This is a genomic window from Pseudomaricurvus albidus, assembly GCF_018863235.1.
GTDB classification, from domain to species: Bacteria; Pseudomonadota; Gammaproteobacteria; order Pseudomonadales; family Cellvibrionaceae; genus Pseudomaricurvus; species Pseudomaricurvus albidus.
Genome location: NZ_JAHKRS010000010.1, coordinates 71,834 through 92,267, shown reverse-complemented (window position 1 = coordinate 92,267; position 20,434 = coordinate 71,834). Strand labels below are relative to the sequence as shown.

The 20,434-nt window shown below is 50.6% G+C and carries 19 protein-coding genes and 1 pseudogene; 1 reads left to right on the top strand and 19 read right to left on the bottom strand.

What is annotated here, in order from left to right; all coding sequences use genetic code 11:
- From KOI40_RS15285 to fliE, 16 genes are all read right to left on the bottom strand, one after another.
- Positions 1-270 (bottom strand): flagellar biosynthetic protein FliQ, encoded by a 270-nt coding sequence (locus tag KOI40_RS15285; protein ID WP_216098402.1) that lies wholly within the window; start codon positions 268-270, stop codon positions 1-3.
- Positions 271-308: 38 nt separating this feature from the next.
- The gene (fliP, locus tag KOI40_RS15280) at positions 309-995 is read right to left on the bottom strand and encodes a flagellar type III secretion system pore protein FliP (protein WP_216098469.1); all 687 of its coding nucleotides are present in this window, start codon (positions 993-995) and stop codon (positions 309-311) included.
- A 197-nt stretch (positions 996-1,192) separates the two neighbouring features.
- The gene (gene fliO / locus KOI40_RS15275; protein WP_216098401.1) at positions 1,193-1,699 is read right to left on the bottom strand and encodes a flagellar biosynthetic protein FliO; all 507 of its coding nucleotides are present in this window, start codon (positions 1,697-1,699) and stop codon (positions 1,193-1,195) included.
- Positions 1,700-1,716: 17 nt separating this feature from the next.
- Entirely contained in the window at positions 1,717-2,166 is a 450-nt protein-coding gene (gene fliN, locus KOI40_RS15270; protein ID WP_216098400.1) for a flagellar motor switch protein FliN, read from the bottom strand.
- Positions 2,159-3,172 (bottom strand): flagellar motor switch protein FliM, encoded by a 1,014-nt coding sequence (gene fliM / locus KOI40_RS15265; protein WP_216098399.1) that lies wholly within the window; start codon positions 3,170-3,172, stop codon positions 2,159-2,161. Before fliM ends, fliN begins: the two co-directional genes overlap by 8 nt.
- Positions 3,173-3,245: 73 nt before the next feature.
- A complete protein-coding gene (locus tag KOI40_RS15260) occupies positions 3,246-3,776 on the bottom strand; it encodes a flagellar basal body-associated FliL family protein (RefSeq protein ID WP_216098398.1) in 531 nt (176 codons plus the stop codon).
- A 253-nt stretch (positions 3,777-4,029) separates the two neighbouring features.
- On the bottom strand, positions 4,030-5,658 hold the full coding sequence (locus KOI40_RS15255; protein ID WP_216098397.1) for a flagellar hook-length control protein FliK: 1,629 nt from the start codon (positions 5,656-5,658) through the stop codon (positions 4,030-4,032).
- A gap of 180 nt (positions 5,659-5,838) precedes the next feature.
- Entirely contained in the window at positions 5,839-6,171 is a 333-nt protein-coding gene (locus KOI40_RS15250; protein WP_216098396.1) for an Hpt domain-containing protein, read from the bottom strand.
- A gap of 33 nt (positions 6,172-6,204) precedes the next feature.
- Entirely contained in the window at positions 6,205-7,935 is a 1,731-nt protein-coding gene (locus KOI40_RS15245; RefSeq protein WP_216098395.1) for an ATP-binding SpoIIE family protein phosphatase, read from the bottom strand.
- A 16-nt stretch (positions 7,936-7,951) separates the two neighbouring features.
- A complete protein-coding gene (locus tag KOI40_RS15240) occupies positions 7,952-8,257 on the bottom strand; it encodes an STAS domain-containing protein (RefSeq protein ID WP_216098394.1) in 306 nt (101 codons plus the stop codon).
- A 304-nt stretch (positions 8,258-8,561) separates the two neighbouring features.
- Entirely contained in the window at positions 8,562-9,005 is a 444-nt protein-coding gene (gene fliJ, locus KOI40_RS15235; RefSeq protein ID WP_216098393.1) for a flagellar export protein FliJ, read from the bottom strand.
- A gap of 13 nt (positions 9,006-9,018) precedes the next feature.
- Positions 9,019-10,362 carry a flagellar protein export ATPase FliI gene (gene fliI, locus KOI40_RS15230; RefSeq protein ID WP_233710322.1) on the bottom strand — a complete coding sequence of 448 codons (1,344 nt, stop codon included), beginning with the start codon at positions 10,360-10,362 and terminating at the stop codon, positions 9,019-9,021.
- A gap of 2 nt (positions 10,363-10,364) precedes the next feature.
- Positions 10,365-11,300, bottom strand: coding sequence for a flagellar assembly protein FliH (locus KOI40_RS15225; RefSeq protein WP_216098391.1), 936 nt, complete (start codon positions 11,298-11,300; stop codon positions 10,365-10,367).
- 51 nt (positions 11,301-11,351) lie between these two features.
- Positions 11,352-12,395, bottom strand: a complete 1,044-nt coding sequence (gene fliG, locus KOI40_RS15220; RefSeq protein ID WP_216098390.1) for a flagellar motor switch protein FliG — start codon at positions 12,393-12,395, stop codon at positions 11,352-11,354.
- A gap of 9 nt (positions 12,396-12,404) precedes the next feature.
- Positions 12,405-14,105 (bottom strand): flagellar basal-body MS-ring/collar protein FliF, encoded by a 1,701-nt coding sequence (gene fliF, locus KOI40_RS15215; RefSeq protein ID WP_216098389.1) that lies wholly within the window; start codon positions 14,103-14,105, stop codon positions 12,405-12,407.
- A 67-nt stretch (positions 14,106-14,172) separates the two neighbouring features.
- Entirely contained in the window at positions 14,173-14,547 is a 375-nt protein-coding gene (fliE, locus tag KOI40_RS15210; RefSeq protein WP_233710316.1) for a flagellar hook-basal body complex protein FliE, read from the bottom strand.
- Between the two features lie 355 nt (positions 14,548-14,902).
- Between fliE and KOI40_RS15205 the strand changes: the two genes are divergently transcribed.
- Positions 14,903-15,079, top strand: coding sequence for a PA3496 family putative envelope integrity protein (locus KOI40_RS15205; protein WP_216098388.1), 177 nt, complete (start codon positions 14,903-14,905; stop codon positions 15,077-15,079).
- A 127-nt stretch (positions 15,080-15,206) separates the two neighbouring features.
- Here the strand turns inward: KOI40_RS15205 and KOI40_RS15200 are convergent, their stop codons facing one another.
- From KOI40_RS15200 to KOI40_RS15190, 3 genes and pseudogenes are all read right to left on the bottom strand, one after another.
- Positions 15,207-16,802 carry a sigma-54-dependent transcriptional regulator gene (locus tag KOI40_RS15200; protein ID WP_216098387.1) on the bottom strand — a complete coding sequence of 532 codons (1,596 nt, stop codon included), beginning with the start codon at positions 16,800-16,802 and terminating at the stop codon, positions 15,207-15,209.
- Positions 16,803-16,858: 56 nt separating this feature from the next.
- Positions 16,859-18,169 (bottom strand): sensor histidine kinase, encoded by a 1,311-nt coding sequence (locus tag KOI40_RS15195; protein ID WP_233710315.1) that lies wholly within the window; start codon positions 18,167-18,169, stop codon positions 16,859-16,861.
- A 220-nt stretch (positions 18,170-18,389) separates the two neighbouring features.
- Positions 18,390-19,856, bottom strand: a pseudogene (locus tag KOI40_RS15190) (sigma-54 dependent transcriptional regulator).
- Between the last annotated feature and the right edge of the window lie 578 nt (positions 19,857-20,434).

The following is a 20,434-nucleotide window of genomic DNA, read 5'->3' as shown; positions in this document are numbered from 1 at the left end:
CTACCCAATCAACTGTGGAATTTGTGTAATCAAGCCACGAAACAAGTCCATAAACTGGGTCAACAGCCAACTGCCTGCCACCATGATGGTCCCAAGCGTAATCAGCAGACGCGGTAAAAAACTGAGTGTCTGTTCGTTAATCTGTGTGGCAGCCTGAAACATGCTGACCAATAGGCCCACAGCCAAACTTGGGCCCACAATCAAGGCCACAATAGTCACGGTCAGCAAAAAGGCATCTGCCAACAAATCCATTACCACTTCAGGTGTCATAACGGTGACCTTTACCCATTAGGAATTTGATAACACGGTCAACCATAGCTGGCAGCCAGTGTCCCTATGATTAATGCCCAGCCATCCACAAGAACGAACAGCATGATTTTAAAAGGCAGTGAGATAATCAACGGCGAAAGCATCATCATCCCCATCGCCATCAATACACTCGCTACCACAATATCAATCACCAGAAATGGAATAAAAATGACAAACCCGATCTGGAAAGCGGTTTTTAATTCGGAAGTAACGAATGCCGGTACCAGAATGTGTAACGGCAAATCCTGAGGCGTTTGGATATCCGTCTCATTGGCAATCTCCATAAACAGACTGATATCCGTCTCACGGGTTTGCGCCAACATGAACTCATGAAATGGCCGGGTGGCTTTATCAAAAGCATCCCGGGCAGTGATTTGCTCAGCGATGTACGGCTGCAGGGCCTCTTCGTTAACCTTGTTAAATACGGGCGCCATAATGAACATCGTTAAAAACAAGGTTAAGCCAATCAGAATCTGGTTTGACGGTGACTGCTGTAAACCCAGTGCCTGTCGTAAAATCGCAAACACGATGATGATCCGGGTAAAAGAGGTCATCATCATCAGCAATGCTGGCAACAGAGACAAAATTGTCATAATTGCCAGGATTTGCAGGGTTACTGTGTAGTCCTGAGTTCCATCGGGATTTGTCTGCACAGTAACGGCGGGCAAGCCTGGAATACCTTTCATACTCGCCACGGGAACATTACTGCCGCTGGCAGTTGTCGTTGCTGACGACGCAGCAGGAACTGTACTCGCCGGAGCTTCGGCCTGCGCAAAAACTGCTGACGACACAAGCATCAAACACAGACAAAACACCCACCTCAGAAGCGCAAAATAACGATCCGATAGAATATTGAGGCCAGAATCCTTATTTCTGCACTGTATCATTTGGGCTTCACCATGCTTTTTGCCATAACTTCACGTATTTTGCTGGCAAAATCTGAGGATCCTGGACTGTTGTCCTGACTGATCACCGGCTCGTCGAAGGCGTGCAGTGTATTGATAGACGTTGGCGTTATTCCCAATAGCAACTGTTGCCCACCGACATCAACCACAGCAATTCTTTCCCGTGTTCCCATCGGTAAGGTGGCAACAATTTTCATATGGCTGTTGCCTGTCAATCCGCCCTGTCCTACACGTTTCAACAACCAGGCGGAGGCAAACACCAGCGCCAATACAAACATCAAACCCAACAGGACCTGCAGCAAATAACTCCCCTGATCCGGCATTGAAGTTGCCGCTTTACCTACCTGAACAACCCCACCCTCAGATTTCTCCGCCGCCTGGAGTGTGGCAGAGAACAAGCACCCTAGACCCGTTAATAATTTCACGGGCAGGCCATGGAGTTCACGGCGCTCAAACTTTCCCCGAAAAACCTGAAATGAAGCCATCGCAGATACCATGGCTTTCAGCGCAGACGCTTGATGCGTTCGGCCGGACTGATCACGTCCGTCATACGAATACCGAACTTTTCGTTCACGACCACAACCTCACCGTGGGCAATCAGAGTACCGTTCACCAGTACATCCAGAGGCTCACCGGCCAGACGATCCAGCTCAATGACAGACCCCTGATTCAGCTGCAAAAGGTTACGGATGGTGATCGATGTAGAACCCACTTCCATCGAAATGGTGACCGGAATATCCAGAATCACATCGAGGTCCGGGCTTTGATCTCCGATGGAAGGTGTGGCCTGATCGGTGAACTCACTCAGTTCCATTTGGCTGACATCGTCATCAGATTGGCTTGCAGCTTCTGCTTCGGCCATAGCTGCCGCCCACTCGTCTGCCATAGCATCCTGATTCACATCGCCGCCCTCTTCTAACAACTCGTCCTGCATAAGATCATCGTTACTCATTACTATCCCCTGACCTGGCGTCCAGGTTGTTGGTATTCTGAAAAATTGAACGGTCTATCAATTCATTCACTCTTAAAGCCAGATTGCCATTGGATTGCCCGATTTTGCTTCGAAACATAGGCACTTTATTGGCGGTGACAATCTGAAACTCGCCCATCTCAATCGGTACCACATCGCCTGCTTTCATATTGACGATGTCCCGCAAAGTGATTTCCCGACGAGCAAGCTCACACTCCAGATCCACTTTGGCTTCCATCACATCGTTTCGCAGCGCAGTGATCCATCGATCGTCACGCTCATCAGTATCTGACTGCAAACCGGCATCGAGCATTTCGCGGATAGGCTCGATCATGGAATAAGGAATGGTGATGTGCAGATCGCCACCCCCACCGTCCAGCTCGACATGAAATGTGCTAACCACTACCACTTCACTGGGGCTGACGATATTGGCCATTGAGGGATTGACTTCGGAGTTGATGAATTCAAACTCGATGGGCATTACAGCCTTCCAGGCTTCGGCCAAATCCACAAAGGCCTGATCCAACACCATCTGTACAACGCGCAGTTCTGTTGGCGTAAATTCCCGACCTTCGATTTTGGCGTGTCGGCCGTCACCACCAAAAAAGTTATCCACCAATTTAAACACCAGCTTGGCATCCAGGATAACCAGTGCAGTACCTCGCAGGGGGCGGAACTTCACCATGTTCAAACTGGTTGGCACGTACAGCGTATGGACGTACTCACCGAACTTCTGGATCTGCACACCGCCGGAGGACACATCTGCCGATCTGCGAAGCAGGTTGAACATACTGATTCGGGTATAGCGGGCAAAACGCTCATTAATCATTTCGAGCGTGGGCATGCGACCGCGAACAATCCGATCCTGACTGGTTAAATCATAGGACTTGACCGCACCCGGATCGTCATCGCTACTGGTATCAACATCACCGTCGTCGACCCCGTGAAGCAGCGCATCAATTTCGTCTTGTGAAAGTAAATCCTGCACACATCTGTCCTGTGTTAGTTCTTTCGATTATCCGAACATTCGGTAATTCGATCTTTCTGGTGTCCGTTATAAATCACTGCATCACAAAGGCTGTAAATAGCACCTGTTCGACACTGGGCTTGCCAGTTTCCTGTTCCAGCAGCTTCTGAATCTCACCCAGAGACTGCTGACGCAGCAATTCCTTCCCTTCAGGTGTTTGCAGTTCGCCATAGTCCTGACCGCTGAACAACATCAACAGTCCGTTTTGCAGCAGAGCGCTGTGCTCTTCAATATCGGCCAACGCGGATTTGTCTCTGGTCATCAGGCTAATTTCAGCCTGCAAGTAACGTTGCCGACCACGAACATTGAAGCTCACAATCATCGCGGGCTTCATGGGGTAGTAAATTGCCGGCTTTTTGACTTCAGCCTGAGTCTCTGTATTGCCATCCACTCCCTGTTCGCCCTCAGCAGCTGCAGATACTTCCGGCTCCCCTGACAACATCCCCAGAGCCATCAAGGTGCCTCCGGCAGACAACCCCATCAGCACTACACCAATAACGACCATAATGAGGATCTTTTTCTTGCTGGTGCCCATATCCTCGATATCTTCGTTGTCTTCTGCCATGTCAAAAACCTGTCGCTATTACGAGATAATCATAAGACAGCAAGAGCCATGCCACACACTTCCAGCGGTGGGATTGACGGGATGATGGGGTCGGGATAATGGGGTCGGGATGGATAAATCCGGAGATGGGGATCGAACTACATAAAACATCGAACTACATAAAACGAGGCCCTTCAGAACAACCGGAGCTGCTCTAAAAGGCTAATTGGACGGTCGAGGCAGGTTTTAGCAGATAAGACCTGAAAGCAACTCACTATACGAAGTGATCAACCAGGCCCACAGAACGCTGGGCCATCACCGGCTCAGCGGAAACTTCCTCTGAGCCAATAACCCCACCTTCTGCTGATGAATTCTCGTGATGCTGTCTCTGCTGCTGGAAAGACTGGTCAGACACGTCGACATCGACCAAATTGAGGCCCTCAGCGTCAAACATCTCTCTCAATCTGACGGCTGTCTGATCAAGAGCCTCGCGAACAACGGCGTGCTGGCTGGCAAAACTGACGCTGGCCTGATCCTGATTCAGCGTCACGCGAACCTGCAGCTGCCCCAGTTCTGGAGGGTCCAGCTGAATTTCAGCAGATGAAAGGTTCTTGGTCGCCATGACCGCCACCTTTTCAGCAACGGTGTTATGCCATTCCGGCTGTCCCAGCTCGCCTTTGCTGGTTGGAACCGTAAACTGCACTGTGCCCTGAGACACTGCCGCTGAACGGCCCTCACTGCGCTGGGCAGCTGCGAACAAGCCTCCGTCTCCATTACGCCCACCCTCCCGGAGAAGCTCGACGGCAGAGCCTTCCTTACTTCCAGCTTCAGATGCGTCCAGGGCCTGGCCAACGGCCAGGGACTGAAGCCGGGTAACAGATGAGGACTGCTGGGGAGTCACAACTGCGCCTGGCAATACACCTGCAGCGGATATCGGACTGGGCTGTGCCGGACTGTCACCGGCAGCGGCTTTCCCCGCATTTGCCTCCATCATATTTCTGAAAGACTGCGGATCAGTACCCGGGAAAGCACCTCCCAAGCCCCCTCCAGGCATTCCATAGGCGCCCCCTGAAGCACCTGTAAAGGATCGGGTATTCCAGCTACCAGCCGCCGAAGCATCTCCGGAGGCCACATCCCCCAACCCCGTGAAAGCAGCTACCGCGTTAGCCAGCTCCTCCAATGAGATTTGTCGCGGTTCGGAGCCGGGCCGGGTCATCTCTGAAACATCCAGTTTCTGAGCTCCGCTGTCGTCCACCCGAGAGTCGCCTTTTTGACGCCTGGCGCCAAAAGGATCAGAAACCACGGTATCTGGCGTTAACGACGGATCTTCAACGGGTTCGTCAGGCTTTCCAGCCGCCAGAGAAGCATCCACAGGTTGAGATTCCACCTGACTCTCTGCCTTCTCAGTCAGAGCGGTATTTTCTGTGATGCCGCCCTCATCTTTTGACGCATTTACATCACTGCCTGTGAGTACCGGTGATGAGTCGGAGCTATCCTCCTTCTTGTAAAGATCTGAAACCTCATCTCCAGAGGTGTAAAGCCTTTCCTGCTCCTGCTCTTCAAGTCCTTGCTGCTCTTCCCGTTGGCGCTCCAGCTGTTGTTTCTCAAGCTGTTGTTTCTCAAGCTGACGGGCTTCCTGCAGCTGCTCTGTCTGACGTTTCTCCTCCAGTTGCCGGGATTGAGCTTGCTTTTCACTATTCTGACGCTCGTCAGCCTTACGAGCCGCGCTCTTTTCCTCTGACGCTTGTGCCAGCATGCGCTTGAAGTCTGCCTTGGAGTCTGAGGAAACCGATGCAATCGCCTGAGCGCCTTCTGCACGTACACTGATAGCCTGCTTGGAAGCCCCCGGGCTTTTCCCCCAGAAATCTGCAGCAGCTGATGACACGCTGGTGTGTGAATTCATGATTCTCTCTCAATAGATACACAGTGCTCAATAAACAAACTGAGCTCGCCAAAACACAGCCAGAGCGGCAAGGTCTTACCGCTTTTGAGCCTGTTTTTCGTTATTGATGAGAAATGCAAGGTCAGTGCCAAAAGCTATTTGGCACGCACAAAGCAAGGGAGATTGGGGATTAGCAGTCAACTAAATGGTCTGTAGCGCTAGCGCCACCCGTTCAAATTCAGACTCGACCTGCTGCAGGATGCCAGCCAAGTCCTCCAGCTGTTGCTGTTTGGCTTTCTGTTCTATCTGAAAACACAACTCGGACAGTTTGATCGCTCCCAGATTGCTGCTGCTGCCTTTGAGACTATGGGCTGATTGCCTGAGTCCCTCAGAATCGCCTGACGCCAACTGCTCTTGTAAAAGGGGAATACGCTCGCGACTGTCATTGAGAAAGGTATCGAGGAGCTCCTGAAAATCCTCCTCCATAACCTCTTTCAACATAACGATGATGTCTTTATCAATTGAATCGCTCATAGGCTGCCCATGCTGTAGTACGGTTTTGTTATTTTAATCGTCCGAATTCCAATGGAAAGTCACTTCGACTTCGTTACCGCTATCACTGTATTGAACTGTGTCACAAAGGGAGCGCAGCAGTGCAATACCACGCCCACTGTATTCCTGAGTCTCAAACTCGCTATTAAAGTTGTCTTTATGCTCAAACCCCGATCCTGAATCACGAACCCTGATGGTCAATATGCCCCCTTCAGCCTGTAGTTCGTGGTCGAGATCGAACTGAATAACGCCTTCCTCAAGGGCCAGAACCCGCTTTTCACGTTCGAGGTAATAACGCTCAAAGCCTTCCGGTGTTTTTTTCCAGGATGAAGGCAGCTCCAATACGCCATGTTCCAGAGCATTTGAATAGAGTTCTGCCAGAATGGTATAGAGCGTTCCGCTGTGCGTTCGCAACCCTGGTACATCGATCAAAACATTCAACAACAGAGGTAGAGGGTCAAACATCCTGAGGGTTGAGGGCTTGAGTTCCATACTGAGGGACCACTCCAACAACCCGCCATAGCGATGACTGGCCAGCTCCTGCGTCTGTTGCCGAGTGCGCTCTGGATGGTCCATGGTTAACTCAATCAACGACAGATCATCATCGCGCTCACCTTCGGCATATTCGTGCACTGCGTTGAGGATTTTCTCGAAAATGCCATTGGATACCGCATCAGACTGCTGTTGTTCCCGGACATGATTCGTGAACAACTGCATCAACCGCTCTTCACCAAACATTTCCCCCTGACTGTTACGGGATTCAATAATGCCATCTGACCACATATACAAACGGTCACCCGGGGCCATTTCAAACCGTACACAATCGTCTTTGAAGGCCATATCATCCAGGACGCCCAACGGCAGATGGGTAGAGCGGACGGTATCGACCACCCCGCTCTCAGCCCGGTAGATGTAACACTCCGGCAGTCCACCATTCCAGATCTTGATCGAGCCCTTGGCAAAGTTCATATCCACAATGGTTGCGCAGCAAAACACCCCCACAGGCAGAATTTGTTTCAGTTTCAGATTAATTTCCCGCAGCACATCCACTAACGAGAAACCTTTCTGAACCATACCGTAGAAAATCGAGGCCAAAGGCATGGCACCAATCGCAGCCGGCAAACCATGGCCGGTAAAATCCCCCAGCAAAACCATCATGCTGCCCGAGGGTCTGACTGCCGCCACAATCACATCACCATTAAACACCGCCAGAGGGGACAAAAAGTACTTAACATTAGGGGCGTCCATACAACCGGTATGAGCGATGTTGTCGAACACCTGTTTGGCAACCACCTGCTCCTGCATTAACTGGTCGTTATGGCGCGAAATCTGATCCCGTTGCTCCTGTACGACCCGGTGCATCTCTCTCATTCGGGAAAAGGACTTGATCTTGGCTTGCAGGATCACACGGTTGTAGGGTTTGGAAAGAAAATCATCACCACCGGCATCCAGGCATTGCACCAGAGATTCGGTATCGGAAAGTGACGTCAGAAAAATGATAGGGACCAACTCTTGCCCTGCAAGAGCCTTGATTTGACGTGCCGCCTCAAAGCCGTCCAGGCGAGGCATCATGGCATCCAGTAATACCAAATCCGGTCGGTGTTCACGGTAGGCATCCACCGCCTCTTGACCATCACAGACACTAATGACCTGATGGCCTTCCTTTTTAACAATTGTCTCAAGAATCAGCCGGTCAGAATCGGTATCATCGGCAATCAGTATGGTTTGTCTTCCGAGGTCCGGCATAGGTTTGCAGCCACCTTTACTGGATATTAAAGAGCTGCTCAAAATTTGAGATGGCTAAAATCTTTTTTACATCAGTGCTGCAATTAACAATTTTAATATCAGCGTCATTGCCACTGGCGTGATCGCGCAGCAACAACAGCATGCCCAGAGCCGAGCTGTCCAGATAGGTTGCCTCAGCCAGGTCCACTAGATATCGGGAAGGTTGTTCTGTCAGAGACTCATAGCTGCCTCTGAACTCCTGATGCGCACTAAAGTCAAAGCGCCCCTGGATCGATATCCGCAGCTCCTGTCCATCCTCAGATACGCTGGATTGAATGCCCATAGTTTCTTTTATCCCTCCACCAAACCTGGCCGCCACTTGTCTATATTCCTTTCTGAAACGAAATACCTCAAACAATATCTTTATAGATTAAGGTAATATCGTAACAGCCAACTGCTGAACTTCTGTAATACTAGACTAATATCAAACACCCTACCGAATCCAGCCTTATCCTGCGTCAGGTATCAAATTTTATGGCCTCTCAATGCAGCCAGCTTGAAGAATCCGGCGCCCAAAGACAATAACAGGTGACACATCAACACTGCCCTGGCTCTTAGCCAGTCAAAATGCAGGTCGGGATCAAAACTTAGCGAGAGCGAGCAAGCAGTGACGAAGACAACTCATCCAGCTCTTTTTGCAGCTGTTTCTCCATGGCCAGGTTTTCACCTTGTTTGAGTTTTTCGATTAACTGCTCAATATTCCGACGCAGCTGATAGCACTGCTGCCAGTTGTGCAAGCTATTGTCTTCATTTTGACGCAGCTTTTCGATTTGACCGGCCTGGGTTCGGCAGACAAAACTTAGCTGCTCGAGAAATTGCCGATCATTGATCATGCTGTAAGCACTTTGTCCACTTTTGGGACGATTTAAAGCGTCGATGTAACCCTGTTGGTAGTCTTCCACCTGTTGTAATTGCTGCTGAGCCTGAGATAACTGCTGACGACTCTGCTCCAGCTGGGCAGCAGCGCCCTCTTCTGCGCGTACAGCCATCTGTAAAACCACGCCCATCCTTTGGGATCGTTTAACTGCCATACTCTTGCCCTACCTATGGTTTTGCAGCGGGAGCTGTCATCACCGGCGCCATCAGAGCCTGCAATTGCTGACAGGCCTCATCAAACATTACGGAAGTCCCGAGATCCTGGCGCACGAACTGCTTCATATGAGGATTACGCTCGATGGCCCTGTCGATAGCCGGGTCAGTACCAGCTCTATAGGCACCAATATTGATAAGGTCCTTGTTGTCCTGATACAAGGATTGGGTCTGTTTGAAGAGCTGCATCTTCTGCAAGTGCTCCTTAGGTACAATATTCGGCATCGCCCGACTGATTGAGGCCTCTACATCAATGGCCGGATAGGTACCTTCTTCAGCCAATCTTCTGGACAAAACGATGTGGCCATCAAGAATCGCGCGGGCGGCGTCAGCGATAGGGTCTTGTAAATCATCCCCTTCCGTGAGAACCGTGTAAAACGCAGTAATAGAACCCTCCCCTTCTGCCGCGTTACCTGCGCGTTCAACCAACTGCGGAATCTTGGCAAAAACAGAAGGTGGGTAGCCTTTGGTGGCTGGCGGCTCACCTATAGCCAAGGAAATTTCCCGCTGCGCCTGGGCATACCGGGTTAAAGAGTCCATCAACAACAAAACATTTTTACCCTGATCCCGGTAGTACTCGGCAATTCGGGTACACAGCTGGGAAGCTCTCAAACGCATCAAAGGAGCATCATCCGCAGGAGATGCCACCACAACAGAGCGACTGAGCCCTTCTTCACCCAGGGTATGATCGATGAACTCTTTCACTTCTCGACCACGCTCACCGATCAACCCCACCACAACGACATCGGCAGTCGTGAAGCGAGTCATCATCCCCAGGAGCATACTTTTACCAACGCCACTGCCGGCAAACAGGCCCAACCGCTGGCCTCTCCCCACGGTGAGGAGTGCATTGATGGCTCGAATGCCCACATCCAGAGGTTCACTGATCGGGTGACGATGCAGGGGGTTAATGGTGTGAGGCGCAAAATCCAGGAAGTCGTCCCCCTGCCATAAGGTCTTGCCATCCAGAGGCTGTCCCAATCCATTGATGACACGGCCTAACAATTGCGGCCCAATCCGAATGCCATTATTCGATCCCAAAGGCCTGACCACGGCCCCGGGCTGTACACCTTCGACGTGCTGAATTGGCATGAGATAGACTTTGTTGCCGGAAAACCCGACAACCTCGGCTTCAATCCGACGTCCGTCTCCAGTGATCACTTCACACTGATGCCCTACAGAGATATTCAGACCAACAGCTTCCAGTGTCATTCCAACCAGACGTACCAGGCGCCCTTCAGCCTGAGGGGTATAGTCAAATGTCCGTTGAGGTCGATACTCCTTTAGCTGATCAAGCAGGCTCACAGGCTGTGCTCCGCTTCAGCATCGGCAGCTACATCATCCCTGTCTTCTTGCCTTGCAGCTTCGGACGCTTCGACGGCTTGTGGGGATGATTCCTGCTGATCCCATTCGGCTTCCTGGCCAACCAACTGCTTATCCAGAAATTGACTGAACATCGCTTTCATGCGTGATTCCACACTGAAATCCACCAGACTTTCGGCGCTTTCAATACGACAGCCACCGGGCAATAACTGGCCATCCCCTTTGAAGATCCAGGGTTCACCTTGCTCTTCGGCATAGGTTTCTACCAGCGCCAGATCATCCGGATTCACCACGACTTTAATGTTGTCAGCACCAACCGGCAGTGCCTGTATCGCACGCTGGACCACAGAGAGAATGTGGGAAGAGTCCTGCTGCAACTCACGCTCAATCACCTGCTCGGTCAATGTCGTCACGTAGCGTAACAGCAATTTCTGGAGTTGCTCTTCCTGACTCTGGATGGGTTCGACCAGCGCTTCGGCCACCTGCAGCAACTGACTCACCTGAGTGGTTAACTGTTCCCGGATCTCTGCCTGTGCCTGCGCCAGTCCTTCTTCATAACCCTGCTTTTTACCTTCAGCGATGCCTTTGACAACGCCTTCACCATAACCGAGATCAAAACCTTCTTTCTCGGCAGCGTCGGCCATTTCCTGCAGCTGGTCAGCGGTTAACGGAGAATAGGAAAGCTGTTCATCATCGACATCCTCAATCACTTCTCCATGACAGTCTGTCTCGACACGTTCGGAATCTGGCGTATTTTCTGACAGCTTCTGAGCTTGCCTTTCAGTCTCAAGACGCTGACGTTTTTTGGTCTCGGCAGACAGGATATTTGCACCTTTTCCCACTTCGGGAAGACTCCAGGTATTACAGTTCTGGAGGTCTTCAGAGGCAATCAGGTTAGGAAGTTTGGCACTCATAACTTAACAGTTATCCATTGGCAAAGGTTTCGGGGCGTATGCGCAATGCCATCAGAGCATCTGCTCGCCACTGCCACCCAGCATGATTTCACCGGCATCAGCCATACGACGGGCAATGCCCAGGATTTCTTTCTGCGCACCCTCCACTTCGGAAAGCTTCACCGGCCCTTTTGCTTCGAGATCATCTTTCAACAGTTCGGCGGCACGTTTGGACATGTTTTTAAAGATTTTGTCCTGCAGGGTATCGTCTGCGCCCTTGAGGGCCACAATGAGAATATCGGATGATACTTCACGCAACAGCGCCTGAATGCCCCTGTCGTCGACATCCTTGAGGTTGTCGAAGACAAACATCAGATCCTGAATCTGGTTACCCATATCCTCATCGACATCTTTGATCGACTCCATCAGATCAGCTTCAATGACACTCTCGAGGTGGTTCATGATCTCGGCAGCCACTTTGTAGCCACCCATGGCCTTGGTTTGTGAAGCCGCATTGCCAGAGAACTGTTTCTCAAGAATGTCATTCAGCTCCTGCAGTGCTCCCGGTTGCACGGTATCCAGTGACGCGACACGCATCATGATGTCGAGACGCACCTTTTCAGTGAAATACGCCAGAATTTCGGCAGACTGATCCGGGTCGAGATAGGCAATCACAATGGCCTGAATCTGCGGGTGTTCATTACGGATGATGTCAGCTACAGAACGAGACTCCATCCACTTCAGGGTATCTAGCCCCGTGGTATTACCACCCAGCAAAATGCGATCAATCAAGCCATTGGCTTTATCTTCACCCAATGCCGTCACCAGCATATTGCGAATGTAACTGTCCGCCCCCATTCCGAGCCCCGTCAAGGTTCTGACTTCATCCAGAAAGCCCCCCAATACCGCTTCAACCGTACCTTGCTGGACGTTGGAAAGTTGAGACATGGCGGTACCAAGCCGCTGAACCTCTTTGGGCCCCATATGTTTGAGGATTTCTGCAGCATCCGCCTCGCCCATACTCATCAACAGAATTGCAGCCTGTTCGACTTTGGAGATTTTCAGAGCCGGAAATGCATTGCCCTGCTCTGCCGCTACACCTTGCGCTTCACTCATATCCAGACATCACTCTTCTTCGTTGACCCAGCGTTTGATCACTTGCGCCACTCGACCGGGGTCTTCAGCCACCAGACCTTTGATCGCATTCAACTGTTGCTCGTAATTCTCTTCCGGACTGGGAAGCGCCAGTGCCTCCCCGCCGGTTAAAGTGACTGTCTCATCTGACAGACCTTCGAAATTATTAAGACCGGACGACTCTAGAGCCGCCAACTCTTTTGCTCTCTCTTCGTCTTTGGATTGAGCACCGGCACTGGACAGACTTTTCAGTACCGGCCTCAGTAAGCCGAGAACCAGAGCCACAATAATGAGCAAACCGACAATTTGTTTGGCCAATGACGCAAACCAGGCCTCTTCCCAGAAAGGCACTTCGGCAATAGTAATATCCTGTTGCCCCACAAAAGGGGAATTCAATACATTGACGCTGTCTCCCCGCGCCTCTGAATAGCCAACGGCATTGCGTACAATGATGGACAGACGATCCAGCTCCTGATCCGTCCAGGGCTGACGAACCTGATCTCCCGTGGCAGGATCAATAACTACTCGGTCATCAACTACCACAGCAACCGTCAGGCGACGCAGGCTGCCTTTTTGATGCTTGGTATAACTGACCGTACGATCGAGCTCATAATTACGCGTAGCTTCTTTACGGGTGTTTTTTAAGCGTTCAGCTGCCTGAATATCCTGCGCATCCATGGCCACTTCCGGCGCCTCTCCTTCGAGCGGAGGCTGATTACTGAGGGCTCCGGGAATACCGGCAATTCTGTTATTACCGAGATTGGCTTCTTCCAGGGTCTGTTCGCTGCGAACTGCTGGCACTTCGGGGTTAAAGCTTTCGTTGGCCTGCTCCATCTCGGTAAAATCAATATCGGCACTGACCTCAGCCCTGAATTTGCCGGATCCCACCACCGGCTCAAGAATACTGTTGATTCGCTGAACAATATCCCCCTCAATTTTACGGCTGTAGTCGCGCTGCTTACCGGCTGCGATCATCGATTGGTCTTCTTCCCCGGTAGAAAGCAGGTTCCCCTTCTGATCGACAACGGTCACATTTTCCAGCGTCAGCTCAGGAATACTGGAAGCGACCAGATTAGCAATGGCCTTAACCTGTTCAGGCTTAATTCCACGGCCAGGGTACAGCTCAACAAACACCGATGCGGAAGGTCTGCGCGGATCACGGACAAAGACAGAGCGTTTGGGAATCGCTAAATGCACACGGGCATTGCGAACAGAATTGATGCTGACAATGGTTCGAGCCAACTCACCTTCAAGACTGCGATGGTAGCGGGCTCCCTCCATAAACTGGCTGGTACCCAGTGGCTGCTCCTGATCCAGCAATTCAAAACCTACGGATTTATCACCGGGGACACCTGCAGCTGCCAACTTCAACCGTGCCTTGTGAATATCGGCATCGGCCACCAGCATGACACCACTGACATCGTCCATTTTGAACTTGATGTCATTCGATTCGAGAATCTGAATAACTTCTGAAGAGTCCAGATGATCCAGACTGCCATACAGAGGCCGATAATCCTCACCCTGAGTCCATAAAACCACGGCAAACCCGATGGCCACACTGGCCGCCAATGCCACCATAAGCCCAACCTGACGAATCAGGTTCAGATTATTGAACCCTTCAATCAGATCATTGCTCGATGAAGCCTGAGCTCCTGAGGTCATTTCAGGATTTGTCGTATCTGCAGTAGCCATGGATGGGGTCTTATTCCGTGTCAGAAATTAGTAACCGTTTAAATAAACCGAAAAATTTATGTCGATGTTAAACCGGCATGTTCATGACGTCCCGATAGGCATCAATCAACTTGTTACGCACCTGAACCATAGACTGAAACGATACACTGGCTTTTTGCGACGCCACCATGACGTCAGTGATATCGACATTGGGATCACCCAGCTCGTAGGCTTTGGCCAGACTGCTGGAAGTTTGCTGGACGTTGTTCACTTTATTGACAGCCTGATCCAGCATTTGGCCAAACGAGGGAACGTCCTGAGGCCTGGATACATTAAGCCCCTGACCAGCCACACCAGCGACGTCTTTTGCGGACAGATTTTCAGGGCGTTGAAAGGCCTGTGCCTGGCTTTTCATTGATCGCATTTCGACCAGAAGACGGTTGATATCCACTCGATCTGTCATAATATTTTCTCTACGACCTCACTTCAGGTTAACCCGTCGCTACAGACTCCTGCAGCGACAAAACTTTGGCAGTTTGTCCGTAAAAACGGCTCTTAAAGACTCTTTCCAAGATAAAAGCACAAAACAGGCCAACATTTGCCGCAGGCAGGTAATTGCCGCTTCGAGCCTCCCCCTGGCCCCTCTCTTCCTGCCCCCTAAATGCCAACGACATCAATTCGTCATACATAATTCACCAAATCATCACGTTGAAAGCTTGACCCTCATGAACAAATCAGTATATTTTTCACCCAGACCTGAAAAATAAGTACATAAGAAAACCACCAAGCCACAGATATCGACACGGAGGAATTTCGATATGAGCAGTGAGGTCCTAACCGCAAACAATTCAACCAAAACCACCGCCAAAAGCCGACGCAAAAGCAGTTCCGAGTCTCAAAACCAGACCCTGGATGCACGTCGCAAACTGGAGGAGCGCCTGGAAGACATGAGACTCAGAAAGGAAACCATCGAGTTCGACTTTGACTTCGCTTAAACCAGAAATCTCCACATAATCATTTGCAGTCTCTTCAACCACAGAGGCTACTGACTTGAAATAAAAAAGGCCGGACTGTTAAGTCCGGCCTTTTTTTGTGTTCTGATCACTTGAGTATCTGATGAGATCAGGCACCCTGTGCCTGACCAATATCCAGCCCCAACTCTTTAAGGCGAGCAATCTTGTAGCGCAACGTCCTTGGGCTGATTCCCAACCTCTCCGCGGTGTTTTTCTTGCTTCCCCGCTCCTGACGCAAGGTACTGACGATGATTTCAAACTCCCGTTGCTTTAAGTCATCTCCCAGAACACCGGCATCATCTGCACTTGCGGTGGTCGAAGCCTCCTGAGCAAAAGGAGCAGCATTGGACATCGCCGAAGGCATGGAAAAGCCCGTCAAATTTTCGCCATGTCGATAATCCTGTTGGGACGCTGGAACTACTCCCGCGGAACCAGCAGGCGAAGCTTTTTGCGCAGAGTTTCTTTCAACAGAAGCTACATTTTGAGACCAGTCCGACGCAGCCATCAGGCTGGGTTTTTCACTGTATTGGGCAGTTTGGATCAAGCCAAGATCATGAGCCGAAATGGTGGCCCCGGGCTGTAGAATCAGCGCTCTTTGCATTACGTTGTCCAACTCACGAACATTGCCCGGCCACGGATATTGTTGCAAGGTTTGTTGTGCCTGTTGATCCAGTCGCACCCCCTTGCGATATTGCTTGCTGGCATGTTTAGCCAGCAGGCTTTCAGCCAGAGGTAAAATATCCGCAGGGCGATCTCGCAACGGAGCCCACTGCAGAGGCAATACACTCAAACGGAAATACAAATCTTCACGGAATTTGCCTTCAGAAACATGACGGCGCATATCTCTGTTGGAGGTTGCAATCACACGAACATCCAGCTGAATGGTCTTGCGGCCACCCAGCCTCTCTACTTCTTTCTCCTGCAGTACACGCAACAGCTTGGCCTGCAAGCCCAGTTCCATCTCAGAGATTTCGTCGAGCAACAAGGTACCGCCATTGGCTTGTTCAAACTTACCGGGCGCACTACTGTAAGCGCCGGTAAACGCTCCCTTTTCGTGGCCAAACAGCATTGCTTCCAGCATGTTTTCCGGAATGGCAGCACAGTTGATGGCGACAAACGGCTTGTCTGCCCGCGGCGAATGGGCATGAATATAACGAGCCAAAACTTCTTTACCGGTACCGGATTCACCAATAATCAATGCTGTAGAGTCTGATTCCGCAACCCTTTTGGCCAGCTGCAGTAACTGCTGACTGGAAGGATCCTGTGCGATTGGAGCATCATCGCCGGGCTTTAATGACTCACCGGTATACCGGGCCACAGTATCAACCAGCACCTGGGGAGCAAAAGGCTTGACCAGATAATCCACCGCGCCTTCACGCATGGCCTTGACGGAACGGTCAATGCTGCCATAGGCGGTGTTCAGTATAACGGGCAGGTGTGGATAGGAAGCTTTGATCTCTTTCAACAGTTGATGGCCATCCATTCCCCCCATATTGACGTCAGATATGACGCAGTGAATGTCCGGATTTTGACTTAGCACTACCAGTGCTGCTTCGCCACTGTCAGCGGTAATAACACTGTATCCCGCGAGCTGCAGGGTATCTTCGACGGCTTCACGCAGATCCAGATCGTCTTCGACGATCAATATTCTGATCCCGGCTTTACTGTTAGTCGACGTTTTCTTGTTACCGATGGCCTGAGTCATACCATATTCCGTTTAGCGTTTCTGATTACTGTCTTGGATAAGTCGGCACAGCTTACTTAAAAGGCTGTACGGGTAAACTGGGTAAATTCTGCAAGCGGCAGAAGCAATCTTGCACAGGTGCCCTTGCCCTGTTCTGAATGCAGCAAAAACTTTCCTCCATGGCGCTTGGCAACCGTATCGACCACAGATAAGCCCAACCCGGTTCCCTGAGCCTTGGTTGTCACGAAGACATCTTTAACCGATTTCAGAAGCTCGGCATTAATGCCCGGTCCGTTATCGGTAACCGACAGGCACACATCGCCGCGATCTGTCAGCGTCATGGCCAGGGCAATGCGTACATTACTGCCACCCGCCTGGACGGCGTTATTGATCAAATTCAAGACCGCTCCGATAAGGGCGTCTTTATGACAGCGCAATAAGTGTGTCGGGCATTCGTTGATCCACTGGCAGTGAACACCGTGGGTCGTGAGCAGAACTTCAGTTTCTTCTTCGATACCTTGCTGCAGCTCTGCACAGGTAATTTCATCATTCAAAGGCATATCGCCTTTGACAAAGACCAGCATATCCTGCACTTGTCGCTCCATATGATTGAGGCGCTTAAGCAGTTTTTCGGAAAAGGTTTGTTGCTGGTCTTTGGACAGCTCACCTTCACAGAGGTGACCTGCATACAGCATTGCTGCTGATAACGGCGTGCGAATCTGATGCGCCAGGGCAGAAACCATCCGCCCTAACGCCGACAAACGCTCATGCCGGCTCAATTCACTTTGTAAACGGCGTGTCTCTGTCTGGTCGGTCAGCAGGATAATCTGACCATCCTCAGCCAAAGAGCGAGTCGCAATACTGACTCTGCGACCATCTTTGGTCGAAACCTCGTGCCCATCATCATCCTGGGGAGAAAAACTTCTCTGAATAACCTCGAACCAACGAAGGCCTTCCAACGGCTCACCAAGCATTTCCCGCGCTGCGGGATTGGCCTGTGTGATAAAACCCCGCGCATCAAGTACAACCACCCCACCCGGCAATACATTGAGCAGGCTTTCCAGACGCTCAGCGATGTTTTCTTTTTCAGCCAACTCCTCCATACGCTTGGCTGAAACCGCATTCAACTCAGCCGTCAAATCCGCGACGCGCGTCTCCAGATGCTGATAGGATTCAGACAGTTGCTGCGACATTTGATTAAACATTTCAAATGCAGCGCGAAGATCCTCTTTTCCAGATTCGCCGGGAAGGGATTCAGCCAAGGAGGCGCGAGTCAAAGCTTTGTCATCTAACGCTGAAAGCTGTTGAGCCGGACGCATGGAAACATCCAGCAGTTCGGGCTTAACTTTGACACTTTGCTGCTCAGTTACCTGTGCTGCATAACTCATGGCCTGCTCCTGATCGGTATTCTGCGTAAAGCGTCAAAGAGTTAACGCTTTAGCGTGTATATCAGGGTTATTGCAAACGTAATGCCAAGTTATTGATTAGCGGAATATATTGATTCTACTGTTGGTTTTTTTGCCACAACAAAAACAAAAAAAACCGCAGTAATCAGCTGCGGCTTTTGGGGTATCACTTTAGGAACATCAGGGTAAAAAAGCAGTAACACTAACCTCTTTGCAGCTCGTATTTACGCATTTTCTCCACCAGAGTCGTGCGACGAATGGACAGACGCTCGGCCGCTCTGGCTACAATGCCACCGCAATCATCCAGAGCCTGCTGAATAAGACTGCGCTCCAGACTGGTCAGATATTCTTTCAAATCAATCCCCTGATCAGGCAACAGAGTGGTATCCGTCATACTGACCACGGTAGGGTGAGCGGCACCGCCGGCCTCGGCCAACACCTGAAACTCATCCTCATCCAGCATGTCCACGTGACGGTATTTCTGTGGCAGGTTTTGCACACCAATGACACCGTAAGGATGCATGATAGCCATTCATTCAACCAAATTGGCCAGCTCTCTGACATTACCGGACCACTCGTGCTGGCAGAGAGACATAATAGCCGCAGAGTTGAAACGAATTGAGCCACGGTTTTCACTTTCCAGACGTGAAACCAGCTCACTCAATAACAGTGGAATATCCTCCGTCCTCTCCCGGAGTGAAGGCATTTCAATGGGGAATACATTCAGGCGGTAATACAGATCTTCCCGGAAAGTCCCTTCGGTAATCATTTCTTCAAGATTACGGTGTGTTGCGGCAATAACCCTGACATTAACAGGCTGGGACTTGTTAGCCCCTACCCGCTCAAAGCAGCGCTCTTGCAACACACGCAGGATTTTAACCTGCATATTCAAGGGCATATCGCCGATTTCATCCAAGAACAGGGTGCCCCCCTCGGCCATTTCAAAACGACCGGCACGGGAGTTGATCGCTCCGGTGAATGCACCTTTTTCGTGGCCAAACAGCTCACTTTCCAGCAACTCGGCAGGAATCGCGCCACAGTTAACAGGTACAAAAGGACCTTCACGACGATCTGAATGGTAATGAAGATTGCGAGCGACCACTTCTTTGCCGGTACCAGACTCACCGGTAATCAGCACAGTGACATCCTTGTTGGCCACCTGAGTCATCATCTCGCGAACACCCTGAATTTCACGACTGGTCCCTACCAGACTGCGGAAAAGGTGGCTTGGCCGAGTCCCTTGTGTGCGACGACTGAGCTCCTGTGCTTCACGATAACGTTGCGCACGGTGAATGGTGTCCAACAGCTTGTTGTAACCAGGGGGAACATCCAGAGTGGCAATGACCATATGCTTGAGATAGGGGTTGGCATCCTCTGGCAAAACTTGCTGCTCGCCCAGCAGGATAACGGGAACCACCGGATTCCAGTCACGAATAGCTTCCAGACGCTGTTCGAGAGGCTTGTCGTTACAGCTGTCTCCCAGAATCAGAGCCAGGTAGTCAGCATCAGGTGTATCCGAGCCGGTCTTTACAGACTGATTAGCAACCTCGAGCCAGGTATCGCAGCATGCTTCGACCGTCGGCTCCCCCAAAAAATCCAATACGACTTTGAGATTGTGTCGGCGTTGAATATCATCGTCGACAACAAGTACTTTTAATTCGCGCCACATAGCGTAATACCTTTTACAACGGCGAAGATAGCTTCGTTATATGACTCTTAATCTGGTCATCGGTTTTTTTACAGCTGGTAAATCTGACCACCCCCTCGCGCTATTTCTGCGACATGAAGCACACACTTTTTGTGACGCACTTCACAAAGGTCAAATTTATGGCGTTATAGTATAGAAACCGCTCGAATAAGGAAAGTATGCCTTTAGATCTAAATGCTATATTTTTTTGAGAGCCTATGACGCAATTGTGAGGGATGCAGTTCTTTCAGCTTTTGACTTATATTTGGGTAATAATTCACTTAAGCGAACGCCCTCTTCGAGAGACTTTTAATTCAACAGCTGATGTTTTAATGGAAAATAATGGCGCCGAAGCACTCAAAAAAAGGATGGACACTTAGTCAATTTTCTGTAACCCCTGATTTTTCCTGACAACATTTTGATCAGAAATCCCAAAAAAGAGACGGAAAGATTGTAAAGCAGGCAAAAATGATGGGACACCATCATGAAGACGCCCAGAAAGGAAATGACTGATGATATAGAAACAACTGAATTGCTGATGCCTGCTACAAAGGCATAAA

Excerpts from the sequence above, each read along its gene's own strand:
- KOI40_RS15285 (WP_216098402.1), bottom strand. The coding sequence starts at position 270 with ATGACACCTGAAGTGGTAATGGATTTGTTGGCAGATGCCTTTTTGCTG.
- fliN (WP_216098400.1), bottom strand. The coding sequence starts at position 2,166 with ATGAGTAACGATGATCTTATGCAGGACGAGTTGTTAGAAGAGGGCGGC.
- KOI40_RS15260 (WP_216098398.1), bottom strand. The coding sequence starts at position 3,776 with ATGGCAGAAGACAACGAAGATATCGAGGATATGGGCACCAGCAAGAAA.
- fliE (WP_233710316.1), bottom strand. The coding sequence starts at position 14,547 with ATGACAGATCGAGTGGATATCAACCGTCTTCTGGTCGAAATGCGATCA.
- KOI40_RS15200 (WP_216098387.1), bottom strand. The coding sequence starts at position 16,802 with ATGACTCAGGCCATCGGTAACAAGAAAACGTCGACTAACAGTAAAGCC.
- fliF (WP_216098389.1), bottom strand. The coding sequence starts at position 14,105 with ATGGCTACTGCAGATACGACAAATCCTGAAATGACCTCAGGAGCTCAG.
- fliO (WP_216098401.1), bottom strand. The coding sequence starts at position 1,699 with ATGGCTTCATTTCAGGTTTTTCGGGGAAAGTTTGAGCGCCGTGAACTC.
- fliJ (WP_216098393.1), bottom strand. The coding sequence starts at position 9,005 with ATGGCAGTTAAACGATCCCAAAGGATGGGCGTGGTTTTACAGATGGCT.
- KOI40_RS15245 (WP_216098395.1), bottom strand. The coding sequence starts at position 7,935 with ATGCCGGACCTCGGAAGACAAACCATACTGATTGCCGATGATACCGAT.
- KOI40_RS15195 (WP_233710315.1), bottom strand. The coding sequence starts at position 18,169 with ATGAGTTATGCAGCACAGGTAACTGAGCAGCAAAGTGTCAAAGTTAAG.
- KOI40_RS15225 (WP_216098391.1), bottom strand. The coding sequence starts at position 11,300 with ATGAGTGCCAAACTTCCTAACCTGATTGCCTCTGAAGACCTCCAGAAC.
- KOI40_RS15240 (WP_216098394.1), bottom strand. The coding sequence starts at position 8,257 with ATGGGCATTCAATCCAGCGTATCTGAGGATGGACAGGAGCTGCGGATA.
- KOI40_RS15255 (WP_216098397.1), bottom strand. The coding sequence starts at position 5,658 with ATGAATTCACACACCAGCGTGTCATCAGCTGCTGCAGATTTCTGGGGG.
- KOI40_RS15250 (WP_216098396.1), bottom strand. The coding sequence starts at position 6,171 with ATGAGCGATTCAATTGATAAAGACATCATCGTTATGTTGAAAGAGGTT.
- fliP (WP_216098469.1), bottom strand. The coding sequence starts at position 995 with ATGAAAGGTATTCCAGGCTTGCCCGCCGTTACTGTGCAGACAAATCCC.
- KOI40_RS15205 (WP_216098388.1), top strand. The coding sequence starts at position 14,903 with ATGAGCAGTGAGGTCCTAACCGCAAACAATTCAACCAAAACCACCGCC.
- fliG (WP_216098390.1), bottom strand. The coding sequence starts at position 12,395 with ATGAGTGAAGCGCAAGGTGTAGCGGCAGAGCAGGGCAATGCATTTCCG.